The organism is Streptomyces bathyalis, assembly GCF_015910445.1.
Classification (GTDB): domain Bacteria; phylum Actinomycetota; class Actinomycetes; order Streptomycetales; family Streptomycetaceae; genus Streptomyces; species Streptomyces bathyalis.
Genome location: NZ_CP048882.1, coordinates 703293 through 723560, shown reverse-complemented (window position 1 = coordinate 723560; position 20268 = coordinate 703293). Strand labels below are relative to the sequence as shown.

Annotated in this window: 17 protein-coding genes; 10 read left to right on the top strand and 7 right to left on the bottom strand. The window is 70.4% G+C overall.

Annotated elements, in window-relative coordinates; genetic code table 11:
* Positions 1-35 precede the first annotated feature (35 nt).
* Positions 36-2159 carry a neutral/alkaline ceramidase gene (locus G4Z16_RS03220; RefSeq protein WP_246530655.1) on the top strand — a complete coding sequence of 708 codons (2124 nt, stop codon included), beginning with the start codon at positions 36-38 and terminating at the stop codon, positions 2157-2159.
* 52 nt (positions 2160-2211) lie between these two features.
* Here the strand turns inward: G4Z16_RS03220 and G4Z16_RS03215 are convergent, their stop codons facing one another.
* Positions 2212-3534 (bottom strand): S1 family peptidase, encoded by a 1323-nt coding sequence (locus tag G4Z16_RS03215; RefSeq protein ID WP_246530654.1) that lies wholly within the window; start codon positions 3532-3534, stop codon positions 2212-2214.
* Positions 3535-3897: 363 nt separating this feature from the next.
* Between G4Z16_RS03215 and G4Z16_RS03210 the strand changes: the two genes are divergently transcribed.
* Positions 3898-4470: an LAETG motif-containing sortase-dependent surface protein gene (locus tag G4Z16_RS03210; RefSeq protein WP_197349077.1), complete on the top strand. Its 573-nt coding sequence runs from the start codon at positions 3898-3900 to the stop codon at positions 4468-4470.
* A gap of 98 nt (positions 4471-4568) precedes the next feature.
* Here the strand turns inward: G4Z16_RS03210 and G4Z16_RS03205 are convergent, their stop codons facing one another.
* The 3 genes from G4Z16_RS03205 to G4Z16_RS03195 all read right to left on the bottom strand — a co-directional run bounded on the left by G4Z16_RS03205 (position 4569) and on the right by G4Z16_RS03195 (position 8389).
* On the bottom strand, positions 4569-5927 hold the full coding sequence (locus G4Z16_RS03205) for an MFS transporter (RefSeq protein WP_197349076.1): 1359 nt from the start codon (positions 5925-5927) through the stop codon (positions 4569-4571).
* A gap of 149 nt (positions 5928-6076) precedes the next feature.
* Positions 6077-7309 (bottom strand): acetyl-CoA C-acetyltransferase, encoded by a 1233-nt coding sequence (locus G4Z16_RS03200; RefSeq protein ID WP_197349075.1) that lies wholly within the window; start codon positions 7307-7309, stop codon positions 6077-6079.
* 120 nt (positions 7310-7429) lie between these two features.
* Positions 7430-8389 carry a LysR family transcriptional regulator gene (locus tag G4Z16_RS03195; RefSeq protein ID WP_197354125.1) on the bottom strand — a complete coding sequence of 320 codons (960 nt, stop codon included), beginning with the start codon at positions 8387-8389 and terminating at the stop codon, positions 7430-7432.
* Positions 8390-8545: 156 nt separating this feature from the next.
* On the opposite strand from G4Z16_RS03195, the gene G4Z16_RS03190 reads away from it, so the two are divergent.
* From G4Z16_RS03190 to G4Z16_RS03165, 6 genes are all read left to right on the top strand, one after another.
* Positions 8546-9493, top strand: coding sequence for a CoA transferase subunit A (locus G4Z16_RS03190; RefSeq protein ID WP_197349074.1), 948 nt, complete (start codon positions 8546-8548; stop codon positions 9491-9493).
* Positions 9494-9611: 118 nt separating this feature from the next.
* Positions 9612-10379, top strand: a complete 768-nt coding sequence (locus G4Z16_RS03185; RefSeq protein ID WP_197349073.1) for a CoA-transferase subunit beta — start codon at positions 9612-9614, stop codon at positions 10377-10379.
* A gap of 92 nt (positions 10380-10471) precedes the next feature.
* A complete protein-coding gene (locus G4Z16_RS03180) occupies positions 10472-12025 on the top strand; it encodes a 3-hydroxyacyl-CoA dehydrogenase (RefSeq protein ID WP_197349072.1) in 1554 nt (517 codons plus the stop codon).
* Positions 12022-13200: an acyl-CoA dehydrogenase family protein gene (locus G4Z16_RS03175; protein ID WP_197349071.1), complete on the top strand. Its 1179-nt coding sequence runs from the start codon at positions 12022-12024 to the stop codon at positions 13198-13200. The genes G4Z16_RS03180 and G4Z16_RS03175 overlap by 4 nt, the downstream gene beginning before the upstream one ends.
* A gap of 90 nt (positions 13201-13290) precedes the next feature.
* Positions 13291-14097 (top strand): SAM-dependent methyltransferase, encoded by an 807-nt coding sequence (locus G4Z16_RS03170; protein ID WP_197349070.1) that lies wholly within the window; start codon positions 13291-13293, stop codon positions 14095-14097.
* Between the two features lie 101 nt (positions 14098-14198).
* Entirely contained in the window at positions 14199-14945 is a 747-nt protein-coding gene (locus tag G4Z16_RS03165; RefSeq protein ID WP_343070634.1) for a VanZ family protein, read from the top strand.
* Here the strand turns inward: G4Z16_RS03165 and G4Z16_RS03160 are convergent.
* Entirely contained in the window at positions 14920-15603 is a 684-nt protein-coding gene (locus tag G4Z16_RS03160) for a DUF4230 domain-containing protein (protein ID WP_197349069.1), read from the bottom strand. The two genes, G4Z16_RS03165 and G4Z16_RS03160, sit on opposite strands and share 26 nt — an antisense overlap.
* Before the next feature lie 127 nt (positions 15604-15730).
* Complete coding sequence (locus G4Z16_RS03155) at positions 15731-17017, bottom strand: FAD-binding protein (protein WP_246530653.1); 1287 nt, start codon at positions 17015-17017, stop codon at positions 15731-15733.
* 356 nt (positions 17018-17373) lie between these two features.
* Between G4Z16_RS03155 and G4Z16_RS03150 the strand changes: the two genes are divergently transcribed.
* The gene (locus G4Z16_RS03150; RefSeq protein ID WP_197349067.1) at positions 17374-18276 is read left to right on the top strand and encodes a helix-turn-helix domain-containing protein; all 903 of its coding nucleotides are present in this window, start codon (positions 17374-17376) and stop codon (positions 18274-18276) included.
* Positions 18277-18301: 25 nt separating this feature from the next.
* Here the strand turns inward: G4Z16_RS03150 and G4Z16_RS03145 are convergent, their stop codons facing one another.
* Positions 18302-19426, bottom strand: a complete 1125-nt coding sequence (locus G4Z16_RS03145) for an MBL fold metallo-hydrolase (protein WP_197349066.1) — start codon at positions 19424-19426, stop codon at positions 18302-18304.
* Positions 19427-19659: 233 nt separating this feature from the next.
* Here G4Z16_RS03145 and G4Z16_RS03140 point away from each other — a divergent pair, with 233 nt between their 5' ends.
* Entirely contained in the window at positions 19660-20241 is a 582-nt protein-coding gene (locus G4Z16_RS03140) for a TIGR03086 family metal-binding protein (RefSeq protein ID WP_197354123.1), read from the top strand.
* Positions 20242-20268 lie beyond the last annotated feature (27 nt).

Genomic DNA, 20268 nt, shown 5'->3' with positions numbered 1-20268 from the left:
AGTTACCGGGAAGTAGCCCTACCGAGGAGCACCCGTTGAGTAGCACCCACCCCCACACCCCCCAGTCCGACGGGCAGCCGGAGCACGACCCCGCCCCGGGCCCCCGCAGCAGCCGCCGCACCGTACTGCGTGCCGGCGCCGCGCTGACCGGACTCGGCCTGGCCGGCATCACGCCGGGCGCCCAGGCCTCGCAGTCGCAGAACACCGTGCAAGCAGCCGCCGGCAGCGGCTATCTCGTGGGACGCGGCGTCGTCGATGCCACCGGCGAGATAGCCGAGGTCGGCATGATGGGCTACGGCCGCGTCGACCAGCAGGCACAAGGCCTCCATACCCGCCTGCGCGCCCGTGCGTTCGTCTTCGCGGACCAGGAGACGCGGCAGCGCGTGCTCCTCGTCGTCGTCGACACGGCCATGATCTTCGAGAGCGTGCACCAGGCCGTGCTCAGCAGACTCGGGGAGAAGTACGGCGACCTCTACACGCACCGCAACGTCATGCTCACCGCCACCCACACCCACTGCGGACCGGGCGGCTCCTCGCACCACCTGCTCTACGACCTCACCACGCTGGGCTTCCACAAGAAGACGTTCGAGGCGATGACCGACGGCATCGTCGAGGCCGCGACCCGCGCCCACGAGGACGCCGCACCTTCCGAACTCACCCTCACGCATGGGGAGTTGACCGGAACCAGCGCCAACAGGTCGCGCGAGGCCTTCGAGCGCAACCCCTCCGACCTGCGCGGCCACTTCCCGGACGGCATCGACCCGCAGAGCACGCTGCTGCGCATCGAGCGGGACGGGCAGGCCGTCGGGGCAGTCAACTGGTTCGCCGTGCACGGCACCAGCATGTCCGGCGACAACAAGCTGATCAGCGCCGACAACAAGGGCTACGCCGCCTACCACTGGGAGCGCGAGGTCGAGGGAGCCGACTATCTCGACGGCACCACGCCGGACTTCGTCTCCGCCTTCGCGCAGACCAACGCCGGCGACATGTCACCGAACCTCGATCTGAAACCGCCCACGACGCCCGCCGACTTCGGGCACACCCGCGAGTGCGGCCTGCGCCAGTACAAGGCCGCCGCGGGCCAACTCGACCAGCGGGGCACGAAGATGAGCGGCGGCGTGGACTCGCGGCTCGTCTACATCGACCTCTCCGACGTGACCGTCGAGCCCGAATTCACCGGGGACGGCAAGCAGCACAAGACCGCAAAGCCTGCGATCGGCGCGTCGATGGCGGCCGGCAGCCTCGAGGACGGCCCGGCCTTCCCCGGCTTCGAAGAGGGCGAGAACCCGCTCTGGGACAAGATCTCGGACTCGATCATCTACGAGGCATCCCCCGAACTGCGCGAAGCGCAGGCGCCGAAGGGGATCGTCGCTCCCGTCGGCGAGATGAACCGCATCTACCCGTGGGTCCAGGAGCAGGTGCCGGTGCAGCTGGTGCGCATCGGGCAGCTGTATCTGATCGGCGTGCCCGGCGAGGTGACCGTGTGTGCCGGGCTGCGGCTGCGCCGCACCGTCGCGGAGGCCGTCGGCGCCGAGGTGAAGGACGTACTCGTCGCGGGCTACGCCAACTCCTACTTCCACTACCTCACCACGCCCGACGAGTACGACTCGCAGCAGTACGAGGGCGGGAGCACGCTGTTCGGGCGCTGGCAACTGCCGGCGATCCAGCAGACGGCCGCGCAGCTCGCCCGTGCCATGCGGGACGGGAAGGACCTGCCGCTCGGGCCGGTCGCTCCGGACATCTCAGGGAAGACGATCTCCCTGCAGCCGCCGATCGTGCTGGACGCGCCGCCCCTGTCGCACGAGTTCGGTGACGTGCTCACGGCCCCGCGCGCCAACTACCGGGCGGGGGAGCGGGTGACGGTCGTGTTCGCGGGTGCCCACCCCGGCAACGTGCTCCACCGGGGCGGGACCTATCTGCGCGTGGAAGCGCGGAAGGACGGCGAATGGCGCACCGTCGCGGACGACGGGGACTGGTCGACGGCCTTCCGCTGGGAGCGCTACGGCGTCGCCGCCTCGAAGGTGACGGTCACCTGGGACATCCCCGAGGGGACGGCCTCCGGCGAGTACCGGATCACCTATGAGGGCGACGCAAAACCGGTCGCGGGCGACCCGAAAGCCATCTCCGGCACCAGTTCAGGTTTCACCGTGAGCGGCTGACGGGACGCCCGTCGGGGCGGCCGGGCAGTGCTTACTGCCCGGCCGGCCGTACTTACTGCAGCTGCTGCTGTTCCTGCTGTCCGGCTTCCCCGCCGCCGTCGCCGATCGTCGCGCCGGTCGCCTCCAGCGCATCGGTGACGGGCTGGAAGAAGGTCTCGCCGCCCTGCGTGCAGTCGCCGCTGCCGCCGGAGGTCAGACCCACGGCCTTGTCCTCGGAGAACATCGCGCCGCCGCTGTCGCCGGGCTCTGCGCAGACGTTCGTCTGGATCATGCCGTTGACGACATCGCCGCCGCCGTAGTCGACGGTGGCGTCCAGGGCCGTGACCTCGCCGTCGGTGACGCCGGTCGTGCTGCCGCTGCGCTGCACCTGCATGCCCACGGCGGCCTCGGCGGCACCGGTGATCTCCTGCGTGCCGCCCTGGCCCTCACCCAGCGGGTCGAGGTTCACGGCGCTGGGCGCCTCGGCCTGCGCGTCGTCCAGCGTGGCGATCGCGAAGTCGGTCTCCGGGAACTTCGAGTCGGTGATGGAGCCGAGTGCCTGCGCCCCTGCCTCGTCGGAGGTCCAGTTCTGCGCGGCGTTGCCGCAGTGGCCCGCGGTCAGGAAGCCCGGCGCGCCGTCCACCTGGACGTTGAAGCCGAGCGAACAGCGGGTGCCCTCCGCGAAGATGGCGTCGCCGCCGAGCACACCTTCGGCAGCGGCGTCGCCGCCTTCGCCGGCGCCCGCGCCGTCGTCGCCCTGGCCCGCGCCCTCTTCGCCCTGGCCCGCACCGTTGCCGGCACCTTCGTCCCCGGCGCCCGCGCCGTTACCCGCGCCCTGGTCGCCGGCGTCGCTCTGGCCGATACCGCCGTTGCCGTGGAACTTCTGGAACTTACCGGCGGTCCGCTTGACCGACATCATGCCGTCCATGCCGGCGGCCGTCTTGTTCAGCGAGGCCCACTCTTCGTCGTCGACCGTGCTGTCGGCGAGCACGTTGACCTTGTTCGTACGGGGGTCGACCGACCAGGCCGAGCCCGCCACCGAAGCGCCGTTCGCGAGGGTGTCGCTGACCTTCTTCAGCTCCGCCTTGGAGTTCTGCACGATTCTGGCCTGGGCGCCGCTCTCCTGGACGCGCTGAGCGGTCTCCTCGTCGAGGACGTTCATGACCAGGCGTTTGGCCTTGCTGTCGATGAACCAGCCGGCTGTCCTGTCCCCGTTCTCGTCCGCCAGTTTCGTGCCCATCGCAGCGGCGGCCTTTGCGCTCATCGTGCGTGGACCCGGCTGTTCCTGCTGCCCTGCGTTCGCGTACGGCAGCATGATCGCGGCCGTCGCCAGTGCCGCGGTGCCTGCGCCGGCTATCACATACGCGCGCTTGTTGTCCTTGCGTCGATGGCTCAACTCACTGACCTCCCTGGGTGTGGACCGGCGCCTCATTGCCGGCTCGGCGCAGTGGCACGCCATGGTTTCTCCACAGGTACTCGCTCGGCCCGTTTCGTAGTTGAGACCACTCAATGTCCGTGAGTTTCCCCCGCCGTTTCCCTTGAGGCGGTAGGGTCAGCGGGTTCCAGCGGGAACGGGCGGGCAGCCACCGGACCGCACGGGGGAGCTCAGCGCATCACACGCCACCACGCCTGAACTGCCCCTTTTTCAGGGCCTCTTGGCCTTTTGAGGGGCGGGCGCGACCAGTGATGTACCGGGGAGTACCGTGCTGTCCTCGCACGACCACCGCTCGCATCACTTCTTCATCCGCAGAGGGAGATCATGACCGCTATACGCCACAGATGGCACCGCACCGCCGCCGTCGCCACGGGTGCTGCCGCTCTCGTCGGTGCCGGGATGTTCGTCGCCACTCCGGCCTCCGCCCACGTTCCGGGCTGGGAGGTGGACTGCTACACGACGAGCATCCACCTGGAGAACTACAGCGAACAGGGCAACACCATCAAGATCACCGCGGGTGACAAGACCCTGGTGAACGAGACTTTCGGCAAGACCTTCGACAAGAAGGTGAACCTGCCCAAGCACACCTCTCCGCTCGAGCTGCGCCTGGCGATCGACGCCGTTGACGACGACAAGTTCGACGTCAACGAGACCAAGATGTCGCCGGTGTGCGAGGAGTCCCCCTCGCCCAGCGAGCCCGCCCCCTCGCCCAGCGAGTCCAGCGAGGCCCCGGCGCCGTCGGAGCCCAGCACCGCTCCCCAGGGCGGAGGCGACGACCTCGCCGAGACCGGTGCCTCCAGCGCCACCCCGATGATCGCCGGTGCCGCCGGTGTCGTCCTGGTCGCGGGTGCCGGCCTGGTCGTGGTCGCGCGCAAGCGCCGCTCCGCGCAGGACTGAGTCCGTCCCGCGAGTTCTTCAGAAAGCCCGACGAGGGCCCGGCAGCCAAGTGGTCGCTGCCGGGCCCTGGTTGTGTGCGCGGTGCCTGTTGTGCCGGGTCAGACCGTGACCTGGCCGGTGACAGCCCTGGAGGGCGGGCCGGCCTCCGTCTCCTGCGTCTCCTGCGAAGGCCGGTCGTGGTCGGGCCGCTTGAGCAGCAACAGCATGCAGCCCAGGGTGAGGAGCACCTGAAGGACCGCGTAGCAGATCACCGCGGTGATCGAGCCCGTACGGTTCAGCAGGAACTGTCCGACGACGGGAGTGGTTCCGCCGAGCAGCGTGCCGCACAGCTGGTAGCACAGAGAGATGCCGGTGTAGCGGACGTTCGCGGGGAAGCGGCTGGCCAGCATGCCGGCCAGCGCCGCGTAGTACAGGCAGTGCGGGACCGTCGCCACGGAGACGCCGAGCATCGCCAGCCAGTAGTTCTCCGTGCCGATCAGGATGAACATCAGCGGCATCAGGACCAGTTCGGGCAGCAGCATGATGCTCACCGCGCGCGACCAGTTGCCCATCCGGGTGGCGAGCACGGCACCGAAGGGCTGCACCACGATCTGCGTGACGTTCGCGACCAGGATGATCGTGAGGAACGAACTGCGGTCGAAATCAAGGCTGGACGTCGCCCACGAGAGCGCGAACGTCGACTTGAAGTAGGTCGCCGACAGCCCGATGGTGCAGGCGCCGATACCGAGCGCGATGAGGCCCGGGCAGGTGCGCAGCACCTCCTTCAGCGGCAGCTTCGCGACGCCCCGGTCCTCGATCAGCTTGGCCATCGCCGGGGATTCTGTGACCTTCATGCGCAGGAAGAGGCCCACGACGACGAGCAGGGCGGAGGCGAGGAACGGTATCCGCCAGCCCCAGCTGAGGAATTCGGGCTCCGGGAGCGCGCTCACGGCGAGAAAGGCAACCGTGCTGAGGGTGTTGCCGACCGGGGAACCCTGCTGCGCGAAGGCACCGTAGAGGACCGACTTGCCCTTGGGCGCGTGCTCGGAGGCGATCAGGACGGAGCCGCCCCATTCACCGCCCAGCCCGATGCCCTGGATCATGCGGATCGTGACCAGCAGGACGGGAGCGGCGACTCCGATGGAGGCGTAGCCGGGCAGCACGCCGATCAGGGTGGTGGAGACACCCATCAGCAGCAGCGTGATGATCAGGGTGTTCTTGCGGCCGACCCGGTCGCCGATGTGCCCGAAGACGATTCCGCCCAGCGGGCGGGCGAGGAAGCCCACCCAGAACGTGGCGAAGGCGACCAGCGTGCCGATGGCGCCCTCGAGTTCGGGGAAGAAGACCTTGTCGAAGACGAGGGCAGAGGCGGTTCCGTAGATGTAGAAGTCGAACCACTCGATGGTGGAGCCGATGAAGGCTCCGAATCCTGCGCGGTTCGCGGTCCTTCTCTGCTCCTGAGCGAGCGAGGCGCTCATGCGGCGGCTCCGGGTGGGGACATGGGTGGGCGGCGGGCGCCGGGGCACGCTCGCCCGCCTTGTGTGCAGGTGGGATGCCGGTCAGCGTGCCAGCCCCGACCTAGACGGGTCCAATACCGAATGACTGCCGCAGTGAGACCGTGCGGGTATCAATAGCGCTCGAAGACCGCGGCGAGACCCTGCCCGCCGCCGATGCACATGGTCTCCAGTCCGTACCGCGCCTGTGTGCGGTGCATGTGGTGCGCCAGCGTCGTGAGGATCCGCGCTCCGGTGGCGCCCACGGGGTGGCCCAGTGAGATGCCGGAGCCGCACACGTTGATCCGCTCCTCGTGGTCCTTCTCCGTCCATCCCAACTCGCGTGTGCAGGCGAGGACTTGAGCGGCGAAGGCCTCGTTGAGCTCGATCAGGTCCAGATCGGTCTCCGAGAGCCCGGCCCGCTCCAGGGCCGCCTTGGTCGCGCCCACCGGCCCGATCCCCATCGTCTTCGCGGGAACTCCCGTACGTGCGAAGGAGATCAGCCGCACCATGGGAGTCAGGCCGAGGCGCTCGGCCGTCGCGGCCGTGGTGACCAGGCACGCGGCGGCGGCGTCGTTCTGCCCGCTGGCGTTGCCGGCGGTGACCGTCGCCTCCGCGTCGGCCTTGCCCATCACCGGGCGCAGCGCGGCCAGTTGCTCCGCCGTCGTGTCCGGCCGCGGGTGTTCGTCGACGGACACGGTGCTCTCGCCCTTACGTCCACGCACCGTGACGGGCACGATCTCCTCGGCGAACCAGCCCTCCTCCATGGCGCGTGCGGCACGCTGCTGCGAGCGCAGCGCCAGGGCGTCCTGGTCCTCACGGGAGACGGCGTACTCACGGCGCAGGTTCTCGGCCGTCTCGATCATGCCGCCGGGCACGGGGTGGTGCTCGCCGCCCGCCGTGACACGTCCGCGGGCGAGGGCGTCGTGCAGCTGGAGCCCGGGGCCCTTGATGCCCCAGCGGCCGTCGTGGGTGTAGTAGGGCGCCGCGCTCATCACGTCGACGCCGCCCGCGATCACGATCTCGCTGAACCCGGCCCGTATCTGCATCGCGGCGTCCAGCACCGCCTGGAGCCCCGAACCGCAGCGCCGGTCGATCTGGATGCCGGTGACCGAGTCCGGCAGCCCGGCGTCCAGGGCGGCGACCCGGCCGATGGCCGGGGCCTCGGCGCTCGGGTAGGCGTGGCCGAGGATCACCTCGTCGACCTGCGAGCCGTCGACGCCGCTGCGCGCGACGACCTCCGAGATGACGTGTGCCGCCAGCGCGGCGGGCCGCTGACCTGCCAGGGCGCCGCCGAAGCGTCCGATCGGCGTGCGAAGGGGGTGGCAGATGACGACATCGGTGCGATCCGGCGCGGGGGCTGACATGGAGGGGCCTTCCTGGCTGGTTGCGGTCGCTGGCGGGGGACGGCGCTTGGCTACGACCCTTCCACCGCACACTTTTCCGGTCCAATATCCGATTCGCCTCGCACTGATACGCGGGCGTACTCAATCACTTCCCGAGCCGCCGCCCTGGCCGGACCTGGAGTCGGACCTGGAACCTGCGGCGGTCGCGGAGCCTGGCGGCGGCAGCGCGTCCGCGGCGACGTCCAGGACGCTGCGCAGCGCCGCCGACGGATTGTCCGTGCGCCATGCCAGCGCCGCCTGGAGCACCACGGGCGGGCCGGCCAGCGGACGGTAGACGAGACCGGTCTGCTGGATGTGCGTGCAGGAGGTGAGCGTGAGCGTGACCCCCACCCCCATCGCCACCAGCGCGAGGATCGTGTACGAGTCCGGGGCCTCCTGCACGATCCGCGGGTGGAAGCCGTTGTGCTCGCACGTCTCCAGCGTGACGTCGCGCAGGCTGGATCCGGTGCGGGCCGGAAAGCTGACGAACGGCTCCTCCGCCAGATCGCCGACGGAGATGCGCTCGTGGCGGGCGAGAGGGTGGTCCGAGGGCAGCGCGCACACCAGCTCCTCCTCGGCGATCACCCGGTGCTCGACTCCCGGCCGGTTCAACGGGAGCCGTACGAAGCCCAGGTCGAGCGTGCCGTCGGCGACCCGTGCCGCAGCCCTGTTCGCATATGTCTGGCCCAGCATGACCAGCTCGATGCCGGGGTGTGCCGCCCGTACCGCCCGGGTGAGGCGGGGCAGTGTCGTGTGGCTGGAGGCTCCTGCGAAACCGACGCGGACGCGCCCGTACTCGCCGCGTCCGGCGGCCTTGGCCACCCGCGTCGCGATGTCGATGTCCTCCAGGACCGTGCGGACGGGCTTGAGGAACGCCTCGCCGGCGCTCGTCAGCCGCACCGAACGCGTGCTGCGTTCGAAGAGCTGCACTCCCAGCTCCTTCTCCAGCTGCCGGATCTGCTGGCTCAGGGGCGGCTGTGCCATCTGGAGCCGCCTGGCGGCACGTCCGAAGTGCAGCTCCTCGGCGACGGCGACGAAGGAGGAGAGGTAGCGCAGTTCCACGTCGGCACGCTCCCGGCGGTCAGTTATCAGTTTCACGTCTCAAACTGACCTTAATTCGGTATTGGACGCCAATCAATGGAGGGTGGGAGCGTAGTGCTGGGCGTGCCGTGACGAGCGGCGCCGAGGCGCATCGAGCCGCACCGAGGAGATCTGGAGATGGCCGTGGAGACCGCCGTGGACAAGACGATGACGATGCGGGAGGCCGTCGCCACCTATGTCAGGGACGGCGACACCGTCGCCCTCGAAGGCTTCACGCACCTCATACCGACCGCGGCAGGCCACGAGATTATCCGCCAGGGCCGCCGCGATCTGACCGTGATCCGCATGACCGCCGACATCGTCGTCGACCAGATGCTCGCGTCGGGCTGCGTGTCGCGGCTGGTCTCCTCCTTCGTCGGCAACTCCTCCGCGGGCTCCCTCGGGGAGCTGCGCCGCCGCGTGGAGAACGACGACCCCGAGCCGCTCGCCTTCGAGGAGTACAGCCACTACGGGATGATCTGCCGCTACATCGCGGGAGCGCAGCGGCTGCCCTTCTACCCGTTGCGCAGCTACGGCGGCAGTGACCTGCCGGGCGTCAACCCGGCGCTGCGCAAGGTCACTTCGCCCTACCCGGGCCCGGACGGCGGGACCGAGCAGATCTACGTCGTGCCGCCCGTCAACCCGGACGTGACGATCGTGCACGCGCAGCGCGCCGACCGCTCCGGGAACACCCAGATCTGGGGCCTGACCGGCGTCCAGGCCGAGGCCGTGTACGCGGCGAGCAAGGCCGTCGTCGTCGTGGAGGAGGTCGTCGAGGACGAGGTCGTACGCTCCGACCCGAACCGCACCGTCATCCCGGCGCACGCCGTGGACGCCGTCGTCGTCTGCCCCCGCGGTGCACACCCTTCGTTCGCCCAGGGCTACTACGACCGCGACAACGCCTTCTACCGCTCCTGGTCGGCGATCAGCAAGGACAAGGAGCGGCTGACCGCCTGGCTGGAGGAGTGGGTCCACGGGACCGCCGACCACGCCGAGTACGTCGCCAAACTCGGCGAGGAGTTCTGGGAAGGGCTCGCCGTCGGAGAGGCGATGAGCCTGCCGGTCAACTACGGCCGCAGGCTCTGACCCGGCCCGGCCACCGCCCCGTCCCGCAACGGGCCGCGGCCTTGAACGTCACGTACCCGATGCCGCCGCACTCCCGAATCCGTATCCCGCACCTCCGCACACGGAAGTTGAGCCGCAGATGACCACCGACACCGTGACCTCCTCCGAGCTGCTGTCCGTCGTCGCCTCCCGTGAACTCGCGGCCAGGCGCACGGTGTTCGCCGGAATCGGGCTGCCCACTCTGGCCGCCTCGCTCGCACACCTCACCGTCGCGCCCAAGCTGGAGATCGTCTACGAGTCCGGGGTGTGCGGCGCGCATCCCTCGCACCTGCCCGAGACCATCGCCGACGCCGTGCTCATCACCGGGGCCGAAGCGGTGATTCCGATGCCCACGCTCTTCGGGTCCGTCCTCCAGGGCGGCCACATCGATGTCGGCTTCCTCGGCGCGGCCCAGATCGACAAGTGGGGCAACCTCAACTCGTCCGTCATCGGCGACTGGCACCACCCCAAGGCCCGGCTGCCCGGATCGGGCGGCGCGAACGAGGTCATGGCCAGCTCCCGTGAGGTGTTCGTCGTCATGCGCCGCCACGACCAGCGCTCCTTCACGGAAGAGCTCGACTTCTGCACCTCGCCGGGCCCGGACCGTGCCCTCGCCGACGGCATCCGCCCGCTGGGAGCCGGAGTCACCCGCGTCATCACGGAGTTGGGCATCCTCGCCCGCGAAGGCGTCGGTGAGGAGCTGAAACTGGCCGCCCTGCACCCCGGCGTGACGGCCGAGGACGTGAAGGCGAACACCGGCTGGGACCTTCAGGTCGCCGGCGACCTCAGCGTCATCGAGCCGCCCTCGGCGGACGAACTGGCCCTGCTGCGCGAGGATGTGGACCCCGAGCGCGTCTATCTGCGCTGACGGGACGACCAGGGACGACAAAGGGACGAGCGGCGTCCGGCCGGGACGGGCCGGTGCGGCGGCGCGTCCGGGGGAGCGGAGACGGAGAAGGCATGCGCATCAGAATCGTCGGTACGGGCGTCATGGGCCGCGGCATCGCACAGTGGGCCGCCACCGCGGGGCACACCGTCGAACTCGCCGACGCGCGCGAGGAGTCGGTCACCGAAGCAGTCCAGTTCGTGGCCGGCATGCTGGAGCGCGCCGTGCAGAAGGGCCGGATGAGCCAGGGCGACGCGGATGCCGCCCGGGAGCGCCTGGTGCCGCTCGCCTCGCCCTTCGCGGCGCCGGAGGGCGAGGACTCCGCGCCCGCTCTCGTCGTCGAGGCCGTACGGGAGGACCTGGAGACGAAGGCCGCCGTCTTCACGGAGCTCGCGAAAGTGCTGCCGGAGACCACCGTCTTCGCGACCAACACCTCCTCGCTGTCCGTCACCGAGATCGGCGCACGGCTCGCCGACCCCGCCCGGCTCGGCGGGCTGCACTTCTTCAACCCCGTACCGCTGATGAAGATCGCGGAGGTCGTGCCGGGCGCCGCCACCCGGGAGGACATCCCCGGGTTCCTGGCCGCGTTCGTGGAGGGCTGCGGACACCGGGCGGTGACCGTGGCGGACACCCCGGGCTTCCTCGTCAACCACGCGGGGCGCGGGCTGGTCACCGAGGCGCTGGCGCTGCTGGAGGAGTCCGTCGCCCCGCCCGCGGACCTCGACGCGATCGCCCGCGACGTCCTGGGCCTGCGCATGGGCCCGTTCGAACTCATGGACCTCACCGGCCTCGACGTCACCGCCTCCGTCATCGACACCATCTGGCGCGGATTCCGCCACTCCGACCGGCTGCGGCCCTCGTACCTCACCGCGAACCGGGTCACCGCCGGGCTGCACGGACGCAAGACCGGGCGCGGCTTCTACCCCTACGGTCCCGACGCCCCCGGCGATGCCGCCGCACCCACCGCGCCCCCCGCGGGCGGTGACGCCTCGCGCGCCGTGGAGGTCGTCGGCGGGGGACCGGACGCCGACGCCGTACGGGGCCTGACCGGCGGCTCCTCCGGACCGGGGGGAGCGGCCGGCTCTTCCGGTGCCGAGCCGCTCCTGCTCGTGCCCACGTGGGGCGGCACGGTCGCCGAGGCGGTGGCCGAACACGGCCTGCCCGCGGCCCGCACCCTCGGCATCGACCCGCTCTCGATGGAGGCCGGACGCCGCGTGCTCGCGGTGACACCGGCCACCGGGCCCGAAGCGGTTCGTGACGCGGTCGCGGTGCTCACCGCCGCCGGGGCGCAGGTCACGGTCGTCCGGGACACGGCGGGCTCCGTGGCGCAGCGCCTGCTGGCTTCAATCGTCTCGGTGGCGGCCTCCATCGCGGAACGTCATATCGCGTCGCCCGCGGACATCGATCTGGCGGTCACCACGGGCCTCGGCTACCCGCACGGGCCGCTGGCGTGGGGCGAACGCGTCGGCGCCGCCCGGATGTTCGCTCTGCAGCGCACACTTCTGGCCACTACGGGCGACCCCCGGTACCGGCCGACGCGCTGGGTCAGGGAACGCGCGCAGCTCGGCCTGCCGCTGACGGCCCCGGACCTCCCGACCGATTGGCATACCCAGGAGAATTCCCCATGACCAGCAGGGACTTCGTGATCAGCAGGGACTTCGGCCTCACCGAAACGCAGCGCGACATCCGCGCGATGGCCGCGGACTTCGTCGACCGGGAGATAGCACCGCACGCCCGCGAATGGGACCGCGCCGAACGCGTCGACCCGGGCATCCCCAAGCGCCTGGGAGAACTGGGCTTCCTCGGCCTGACCGTCCCCGAGCGCTACGGCGGCGTCGAGGCCGACCTGCTCTCCTACGTCCTGGTGACCGAGGAACTGGGGCGCGGCGATTCGTCGGTGCGCGGCATCGTCTCGGTCTCCCTCGGCCTGGTGACGAAGACCATCGCCGCGCACGGAACCGAGGCGCAGCGCGAGGAGTGGATACCGCGGCTGGTCAGCGGCGACGCACTCGGCTGCTTCGCGCTGACCGAGCCGGGCACCGGCTCCGACGCCGGCTCGCTGACCACACGGGCCACGCGGGACGGCGACGACTGGATCATCGACGGCGGCAAGATGTTCATCACCAACGGCACCGTCGCCGACGTCGCGCTGACCTTCGCCCGCACCAGCGAGAACGGCATCACCGCGTTCCTGGTGCCCACCGGCACCCCCGGTCTGACGGCCACGGAGATCCACGGCAAGCTCGGCCTGCGCGGCCAGGCCACGGCCGAACTCGCCTTCGAGGGCGTACGGGTGCCGGACTCCGCCCGTCTCGGCGAGGTGGACCGCGGCCTCGGCATCGCGCTCGGCGCGCTCTCCCGCGGCCGCATCTCCGTGGCGGCCGGCGCCGTCGGCCTGGCCCAGGCCGCGCTCGACGCCGCCGTCGAATACGCAACGCAGCGCGAGCAGTTCGGCAGGCCCGTGGCCTCGTTCCAGCTGGTCCAGGAGCTGCTGGCCGACTCCGAGGTGGACATACGGGCGGCCAGGCTGCTCACGCATCAGGTGGCGAGGATGGCCGACGCGGGCGTCTCGCCGAAGGAGTACGCGACGGACGCGTCCATCGCCAAATACCACGCGAGCGAGGCCGCCGTGCGGGTCAGCAACAATTGCCTGCAGACCTTCGGCGGTTACGGCTTCATTGATGAGTACCCCGTCGGCAAGTACCTGAGGGACGCGCGAGTGCTCACGCTCTACGAAGGCACCAGCCAGGTCCAGAAGCTGATCATCGGCCGGAGCCTGACCGGTGTGAACGCGATGACGTGAGAGCTCGACTTACGGCCGGTTCACTAGCTGTCGGGGAGAGCCATCGGTGAGAGGGTGTGTCGCCGGCGACCGCGCGCGTAGGGGAGAGCAGTGACCGCGAAGGACGAGATCGACACCAGCAGGCCCCACCCGGCCCGTGTCTACGATTACTGGCTGAACGGCAAGACGCACTACGAGGCCGACGTGGCCGCCGGCGACCGGGTCGTGCAGGTGTGGCCCGGCGTGCTGCTCGGCGCCCGGCTCAACCGCGAGTTCATGCACAGGGCAACGCGCTGGCTCGCGCGTGAGGCGGGGATACGTCAGTTCCTGGACATCGGCTCGGGAATACCGACCGAACCCAATCTCCACCAGGTCGCCCAGGCGGTCGCGCCCGAGACCAGGGTCGTCTACGTCGACAACGACCCGATCGTGCTCCGGCACGGACAGAAGCTGCTGCGCGGTACCCCCGAGGGCCGCACGGCCTACGTGCACGCCGACTTCACCGAACCCGAGACCATCCTCGAGGCCCCCGAACTGCGGGAGACGCTCGACCTCGGCCGTCCCGTCGTGCTGTCGCTGATCGCACTGCTGCATTTCATCACCGACGAGCGGGGCGCGTACGACATCGTCCGCAAGCTCATGGACGCGCTTCCGTCCGGCAGCTATCTGGTCGTCTCGCACGCCACCGCCGACTTCGATCCGGATCTGCTCACGCGGGTGGCCGAGGCGTACCAGTCGTCCGTCGCGGAGGGCCAGATCCGCTCCAGCTCGGAGGTGAGCCGGTTCTTCGACGGGCTCGAACTCGTCGACCCGGGCGTCGTGGTGGCCCACCGGTGGCGGCCCGACGACGGCGAGTCCCAGCCGGACATCACCGACGCGGAGTTCCCCGTCTACGGAGGGGTCGCGCGCAAGCCCTGATCGCGTGGGCCGCGCCGGCCCGGACGCGGCCGCGCATGCATCGCCCTGCCGGGGGTAACTGCTGGCCAGACAGTACCTAGGCCCTCCGGGGGTGCAAGCAGATGGCGAACTTTCTGACTGAGATGAGGAGAAAGGCGAAGGCGGCCGCGAACGGGAACAGCGGGCGCGCAGCGGCGAAGAAGACGTCCAAGAAGACGACGACAGGGACGAAGAACGCCGCGAAGAAAACGGCAAAAAGCCCATCGAAACGGTCAACCACCGCGAGGCCGAAGAAGAAGACCTCGAAGAGCACCCCCAAGAAGAAGGCCGCGGCCCGCAAACGGACCGCCCGCGAGGCCGTGCTCACCCAGCAGCAGCTCCCGGCCGTTTGGCGCGTGCTGATCCTGCTGGTGGCGTTCGTGGCGATGGTCGGCTTCGCGGTCGTGCTCTCCAAGCTGACGCTGGGACCCTCCGCCGCCTCCGAGTCACTCACCCACAGCAACCTGCGACCCGGCGACTCGATACGCAACTATCTCCAGCAGCCCGCCCTGCGCGACACGATCAAGCAGCTCGGCGGAAACATCGTGCTGGGCATGCCCTTCGGCGCGCTGCTTCCCGCACTCGTACCCCGCACGCGCGGACTGCTGCGCGTGATGCTGGCGACGGCGGTGGTCATGCTGGCGGTGGAGCTGGTGCAGGGAGCCCTCGTCCAGGGCCGCGCCTTCGACATCGACGACGTCATCCTCAACAGCACCGGTGCCGTGCTCGGTTACCTGATCATCGGGCGCCGCCTCGGACGCGCGGTGCATCCGCGGCGGCCCCACTGGTGGCACCGCTTCTCCCTCAGCGCTTCCCGCGGCCGTCCGTGAACTGGACCGACACCTTCTCGTAGCCCAGCGAGACAAGCAGCTCCCGCAGCATGTTCCGGGTGTTCTTCTCGGCCCGGTCGGTGAGGTCGCTCTCCTTCGCGGCCTCACCGATGTGGTCCTCGGCGAGCTTGTGCACCTCGCGCTCGTCGTTCGGATTGTCGGAGAACACATCGCCGAGCCGGTCGAGCAGACCGCGCTCCTTCGTCACCGCGTACGAGCGATCCGCGTCCAGTGCGGGCTTCTCCAGGCGGGCGTGGGGGAGCTTCACGGTGGCTTCCGTACGGTCGCGGCTGACCTCGACCTGGTCCTCGCCGACGTCGCCCAGGTCCACGAAGGCACCCACATCGCCCTTGCCGACGAAGAGAGTGCGGTTGCCGCGCACCGCGTCCGGCAGGAACTTCGCGTCCTTGTCCAGGTCGACGACGACCTGGAAGCTGCCCGACGCCGCCTCGTAACGGCTCATGTCCTGGATCGACTTGAGCAGCACGGGCCCGGTGCGGTCCTTGGTCTCCGTCCCGAACGGGTTCGTCGCCTTCGGCAGGAGGTTGAGCACCCCTGCGAGCAGAAGGAGCAGGAGGAGAAGGGTCAGGGCCATGAAGAGCATGACCCACCAAGACGGACGCCTGCGGGCATCGGCTGGACGCTGCACGGGTGACATCTGACCGTCCCTTCGGAGCACCGGTGGAACTCACGGACACTGTCCGGTTGCCCCGGGTTCCCTCGGTTCATGGTCGCCACCCGCGCGGTTCCGGCCCGGCGCTCGCCCGCCGACGGCCCCGCCCACCTCAGCCCAGCGCGAAGACCCGGTCGACGAAGTCGTTGGCGAAGACACGTCCGGGGTCGCGCTGAAGCACCAACCGCCGGAAGTCGTCGGCCCGTTCGTACAACCCCGCGATCCGTTCCGGCTCCATGGCGGTCAACTTGCCCCAGTGGGGCCGCGCGCCCAGCGGCAGCAGCTTCTCCTCGATCGCCGCGACCACCGGCAGCACCGCCTGCGAGTCCTTGACCCAGGTGAAGTGGAAGGCGACGCAGTCACGTTCCCAGGCAGGGCTGAGCCACAGGTCGTCCGCGGCCACGGTGCGCATCTCGGAGATCTGAAGCACCGGTGCGATGCGGTCCCCCAGGGCGCGCAGCTCGGCCAGCGCCTCGGCCGCGGCGGCGCGGGGCAACAGCAGCTCGGACTGGAGCTCTTCGCCGTTGCTGGGCGTGAAGTCGGGCCGGAAGTGCGGCAGTCGCTCGTACCAGGGGCCCGGCACGCCGAGCTGCTCCGTGCAGTGCGTCGCGGGGATGCCGGGGATCGGGTGGTGTGCGGCGTCCGCCGGCGTCCGACCCTCCCAGCCCGGGGGCCGTACGCTGCCGTCCCGTTCCGTGACGCGGCGCTTGACCCACACCCGTGCCTCGCCGCTGCGGTAGTCGGTGAACGCGCTGACGCTGTAGGCGCACCCGAAGATCTCGTCGAAGTGCGCGGCCACCTCCGTGAGGGGCACACCGGTGTAGATGTGCTGGGAGACGTCGAAGGCCGGCTCCACACGGAGCGTGAGCCGGGTGACGATACCGAGGGCGCCCAGCGCGACGACCGCTCCGGGGAAGTGCTCCGGTTCGTTCACGCGGCTCAGCAGCGAGAGTTCACCGTCCGCCCCGACGACTTCGACCGAAGTCACCGCCGCCGCCAGGCACTTCTCCGAGTCGCCCGAGCCGTGCGTGGCCGTCGCGCAGCATCCCGCGACCGAAATGTGCGGCAGCGAGGCGAGGTTGGCCAGTGCGTACCCGGCCTCGTGCAGGACGCCGGCGACTTCGCCGTACCGCATTCCGGCACCGACCGTGACGGTGGAGGACTCCTCGTCGACGTCCACGGCGGGCGGCAGCCCGTCGAGCCGGACGAGGTCGCCGGCGGTGTCGGCGACGCGGTTGAAGGAGTGGCCGCTGCCGAGCGCCCGCACGCGGTCCGTGGACGCGACGACCTGCTGCAACTCCTCGACGGATCCGGGACGCAGGACCCGGCGGGCGCCGAAGACGGTGTTGCCCGCCCAGTTGTGTGCGGGGCTGCCGGAGGCGGGAGCGGGAGTGGGCACGCGGGGCTCCTGGTTCGAGTTCTGGTCGTCGGACACCGGCCCGCGGGGCGTCAACGCGCCGTCGCCCGACCGGAATCGGCGGTGTTGCGGGGTGTGCCGCTCATGAGGAAACATTTTCGGCCTCCGGGATTGGCCGATCCACGCCACACAACGTACATTCCTTCCCTTGTGCAACTTGCGCAACAGTCCCGCTCCGGGTGACTTCGTGGCGGGGACTGGACAGGGGCATGTGCGGGAATGAGGACGGACAGTGCCGTGGAAACGTACCCCTCGCGCAGCGCGTCGAGGAGTGGACCGGAGCGGACACATGGTCACCGTGGCGAGACCTATGCGTTCACAGCACGGGGAGCTGAGGCATGCGCATCACTGAGATTTCGGGCGGCCTGCCCGACGGTCGCATCCCGGAACGTCCGCCGGGGCCGGCCGTTCCGCGGCTGGTGCTGGGGGAGCGGTTGCGCAAACTGCGCGAGGCACAGTACATATCCCGCCAGGAGGCCGGCGAGGCCATCAAGACCTCGGACGTGACCATCGCCCAACTGGAGCGCGGCCGCTGCGGTTTCCACGAGCGGGACGTGACCGACCTGCTGACCATCTACGGGATCACCGACCGGACGGAACACGCCACGCTGCAGGCCCTCGCGGCGCAGACGAACGCGCCCGGCTGGTGGCACGCCTACCAGGACATCGTGCCCGACTGGTTCCACACCTTCCTCGGCCTGGAACAGGCGGCCGGCGTCATCCGCACCTACGAGGTCCAGTTCGTCCCCGGGCTGCTGCAGACACCCGGGTACGCACGCGCCGTCATCGAGCTCGGACACCAGGGCGCCCCCGAGACGCAGATCGCGCGCCGCGTCGAACTGCGCATGCTGCGCCAGCGCATCCTCCACTCCATGCGGCCCCCTCATCTGTGGGCCGTCATCGACGAAGCCGCGCTGCGCCGCCGCGTCGGCGGCGCCGAGACGATGCGCGGTCAGCTGGAACACCTCATCGCCGCATGCGAACTCCCGCACGTCACGATCCACGTCATGCCCTTCGCGGCCGGCGGGCACGCCGCCGCGGGCGGGCCCGTGACGCTGCTGCGCCTCCCGGAGCGGGAGCTGCCCGATGTCATATACCTGGAGCAACTGATCGGCGCCAGCTACCCGGCGGAGGCGAACGAGGTCGACCACTACCGCCACGTCATCGACCGCCTGGTCACCGACGCCGCGCCGGCACGGGAGACCCGTGCCTTCCTGCTCCGCATGATCGACGAGCTCTGACGGCGCCCCCGGGTGGCGGGCCGTCTCAGGACTGCCCGAGCTGCGCCCCCATCGGCCCTGAGGCCGCGGCGCGCCGCTCGCCTGCGAGGTCATGCCACCACGGAGTCTGCGGAAGCACGGGCGCGGACGGTTCGAAGCTGCCGCCCGGCACCGGCAGCGCGGCCCGCACACCGGCCCGCTCCGCGGCGGCCAGCAGCCGCTCACCGGGCTCCGCCCACGGATGCGGCGCGAGGTTGAAGGTGCCCCAGTGGATCGGCAGCAACGCCCCGGCACTGCCCGTCAGATCGCGATGGGCGCGAACCCCGTCCTCGGGAATCATGTGGATGTCCGGCCAGAACTCGCTGTACGCGCCCACCTGGATCATCGTCGCGTCGAACGGCCCGTACTCCGCGCCGATCTCGGCGAACCCGGGGAAGTAGCCGGTGTCGCCGCTGTGGAAGATCCGGTGCTCGGGGCCCGTCACGGTCCAGGACGCCCACAGAGTGCGCTGCTGACTGCGCACGCCCCTGCCGCAGAAGTGGCGGGCCGGGGTGGCCGTCAGCCGCAGTCCGGCGATCTCCGTGGACTCGTGCCAGTCCAGCTCGGTGAACCTCTCCGGCGCCATGCCCCACCTCTCCAGGTGCGCTCCGACACCCAGGGGCACGGCGAAGGGCACGCCGCTCGCGGTGAGTTGGCGGATGGTGGGCAGATCCAGATGGTCGTAGTGGTCGTGCGAGATGACGACGGCGTCGAGCCGCCCCAGTGCGGCGAGAGGGACCGGAGCCGCGTGCAGCCGCTTCGGCCCGATGAACGAGAACGGCGAGCAGCGCACGCCCCACACCGGGTCGAACAGGACACGTCTGCCGTCGATCTCCGCGAGGACCGTGGCATGACCCAGCCAGGTCAGACGCAGCCCCGATGCCGGAGGTGAGCTCAGATCCGGGCGGGAGAGAGGAATAGGGCCGGTGGGTCTGCGCCCCTCGCGCCTGAACAGCGCGCGCAGCATCTCCCGCCGGCTCCGCACGGCTCTGGGCGTGCGGCCGGCGGGCAGGGGATTGCGGAAAGCGCCGGCCTCCACGTCGTAGTTCGGAGAGCGCTCGATGCGGGCCAGCCGCGCACCCGAGGGCTCCGCGCCGAAAGAGAGGGGATTGAAGCCGAGCACGCCGCTCATGGGGTCTCCCGTTCTGCCGATGTCACCGCAACAGCCGCCTTGTGGTGCCAGCACAACGCTGCTCGGCGTCCGGTTTGTTCCCCGGCGATGAGTTCCACGGGTTCGCCGGGTCAACACGCGAGACCAGGCGGAAGAGCCGCCCCGGACCCGCTGACACCCGGGCTTCCGGGACCCCGGGTCCGGGCCCGGGGGCACCGGAGGCGCGGAGGAAGAGGTGTGTGCACGTGACGACGATGCTCGATCTGGGACCGCAGACGCGCGAGGTGAAGGCGCTGCTCGACGGGATCGGCGACGACCAGCTCGCGGCGCCGACGCCGTGCGAGGCCTACTCGGTGGGGGATGTGCTCAGCCACCTGCTCGGGCTGAGCCTGGCCTTCACCGACGCGGCGAAGAAGAACCTGGGTGCCTCCACCGACCAGAACCCGGACGGAGGCCTGCCGCCGCTCCCGGAGGACTGGCGCAGAAGGCTGCCCGCCCAGCTCGACGAACTTGCCGCCGCCTGGCGCAGCGAGTCCGCGTGGGAGGGGGAGACCCAGGCGGGCGGCGTCACCCTGCCGGGCGACCTCGCCGGCGTGGTCGCGCTCAACGAAGTGCTCCTGCACGGCTGGGACTTGGCGCGCGCCACCGGCCAGGACTACCGCGGTGACGCCGCCAGTCTGGAGGCGTCGATCGGCATGCTCTCGCAGGCCGACTCCATGGAGATGCGGGGCACGATCTTCGGGCCCGTCGTCGACGTGCCCGGCCACGCACCTCCTCTGGACCGCGCCGTCGCGCTGAGCGGCCGCAGCCCGGACTGGAGCCCGGCGTCTCGTTGACGCTGTGCGGGGTGGATGGCATCGTTC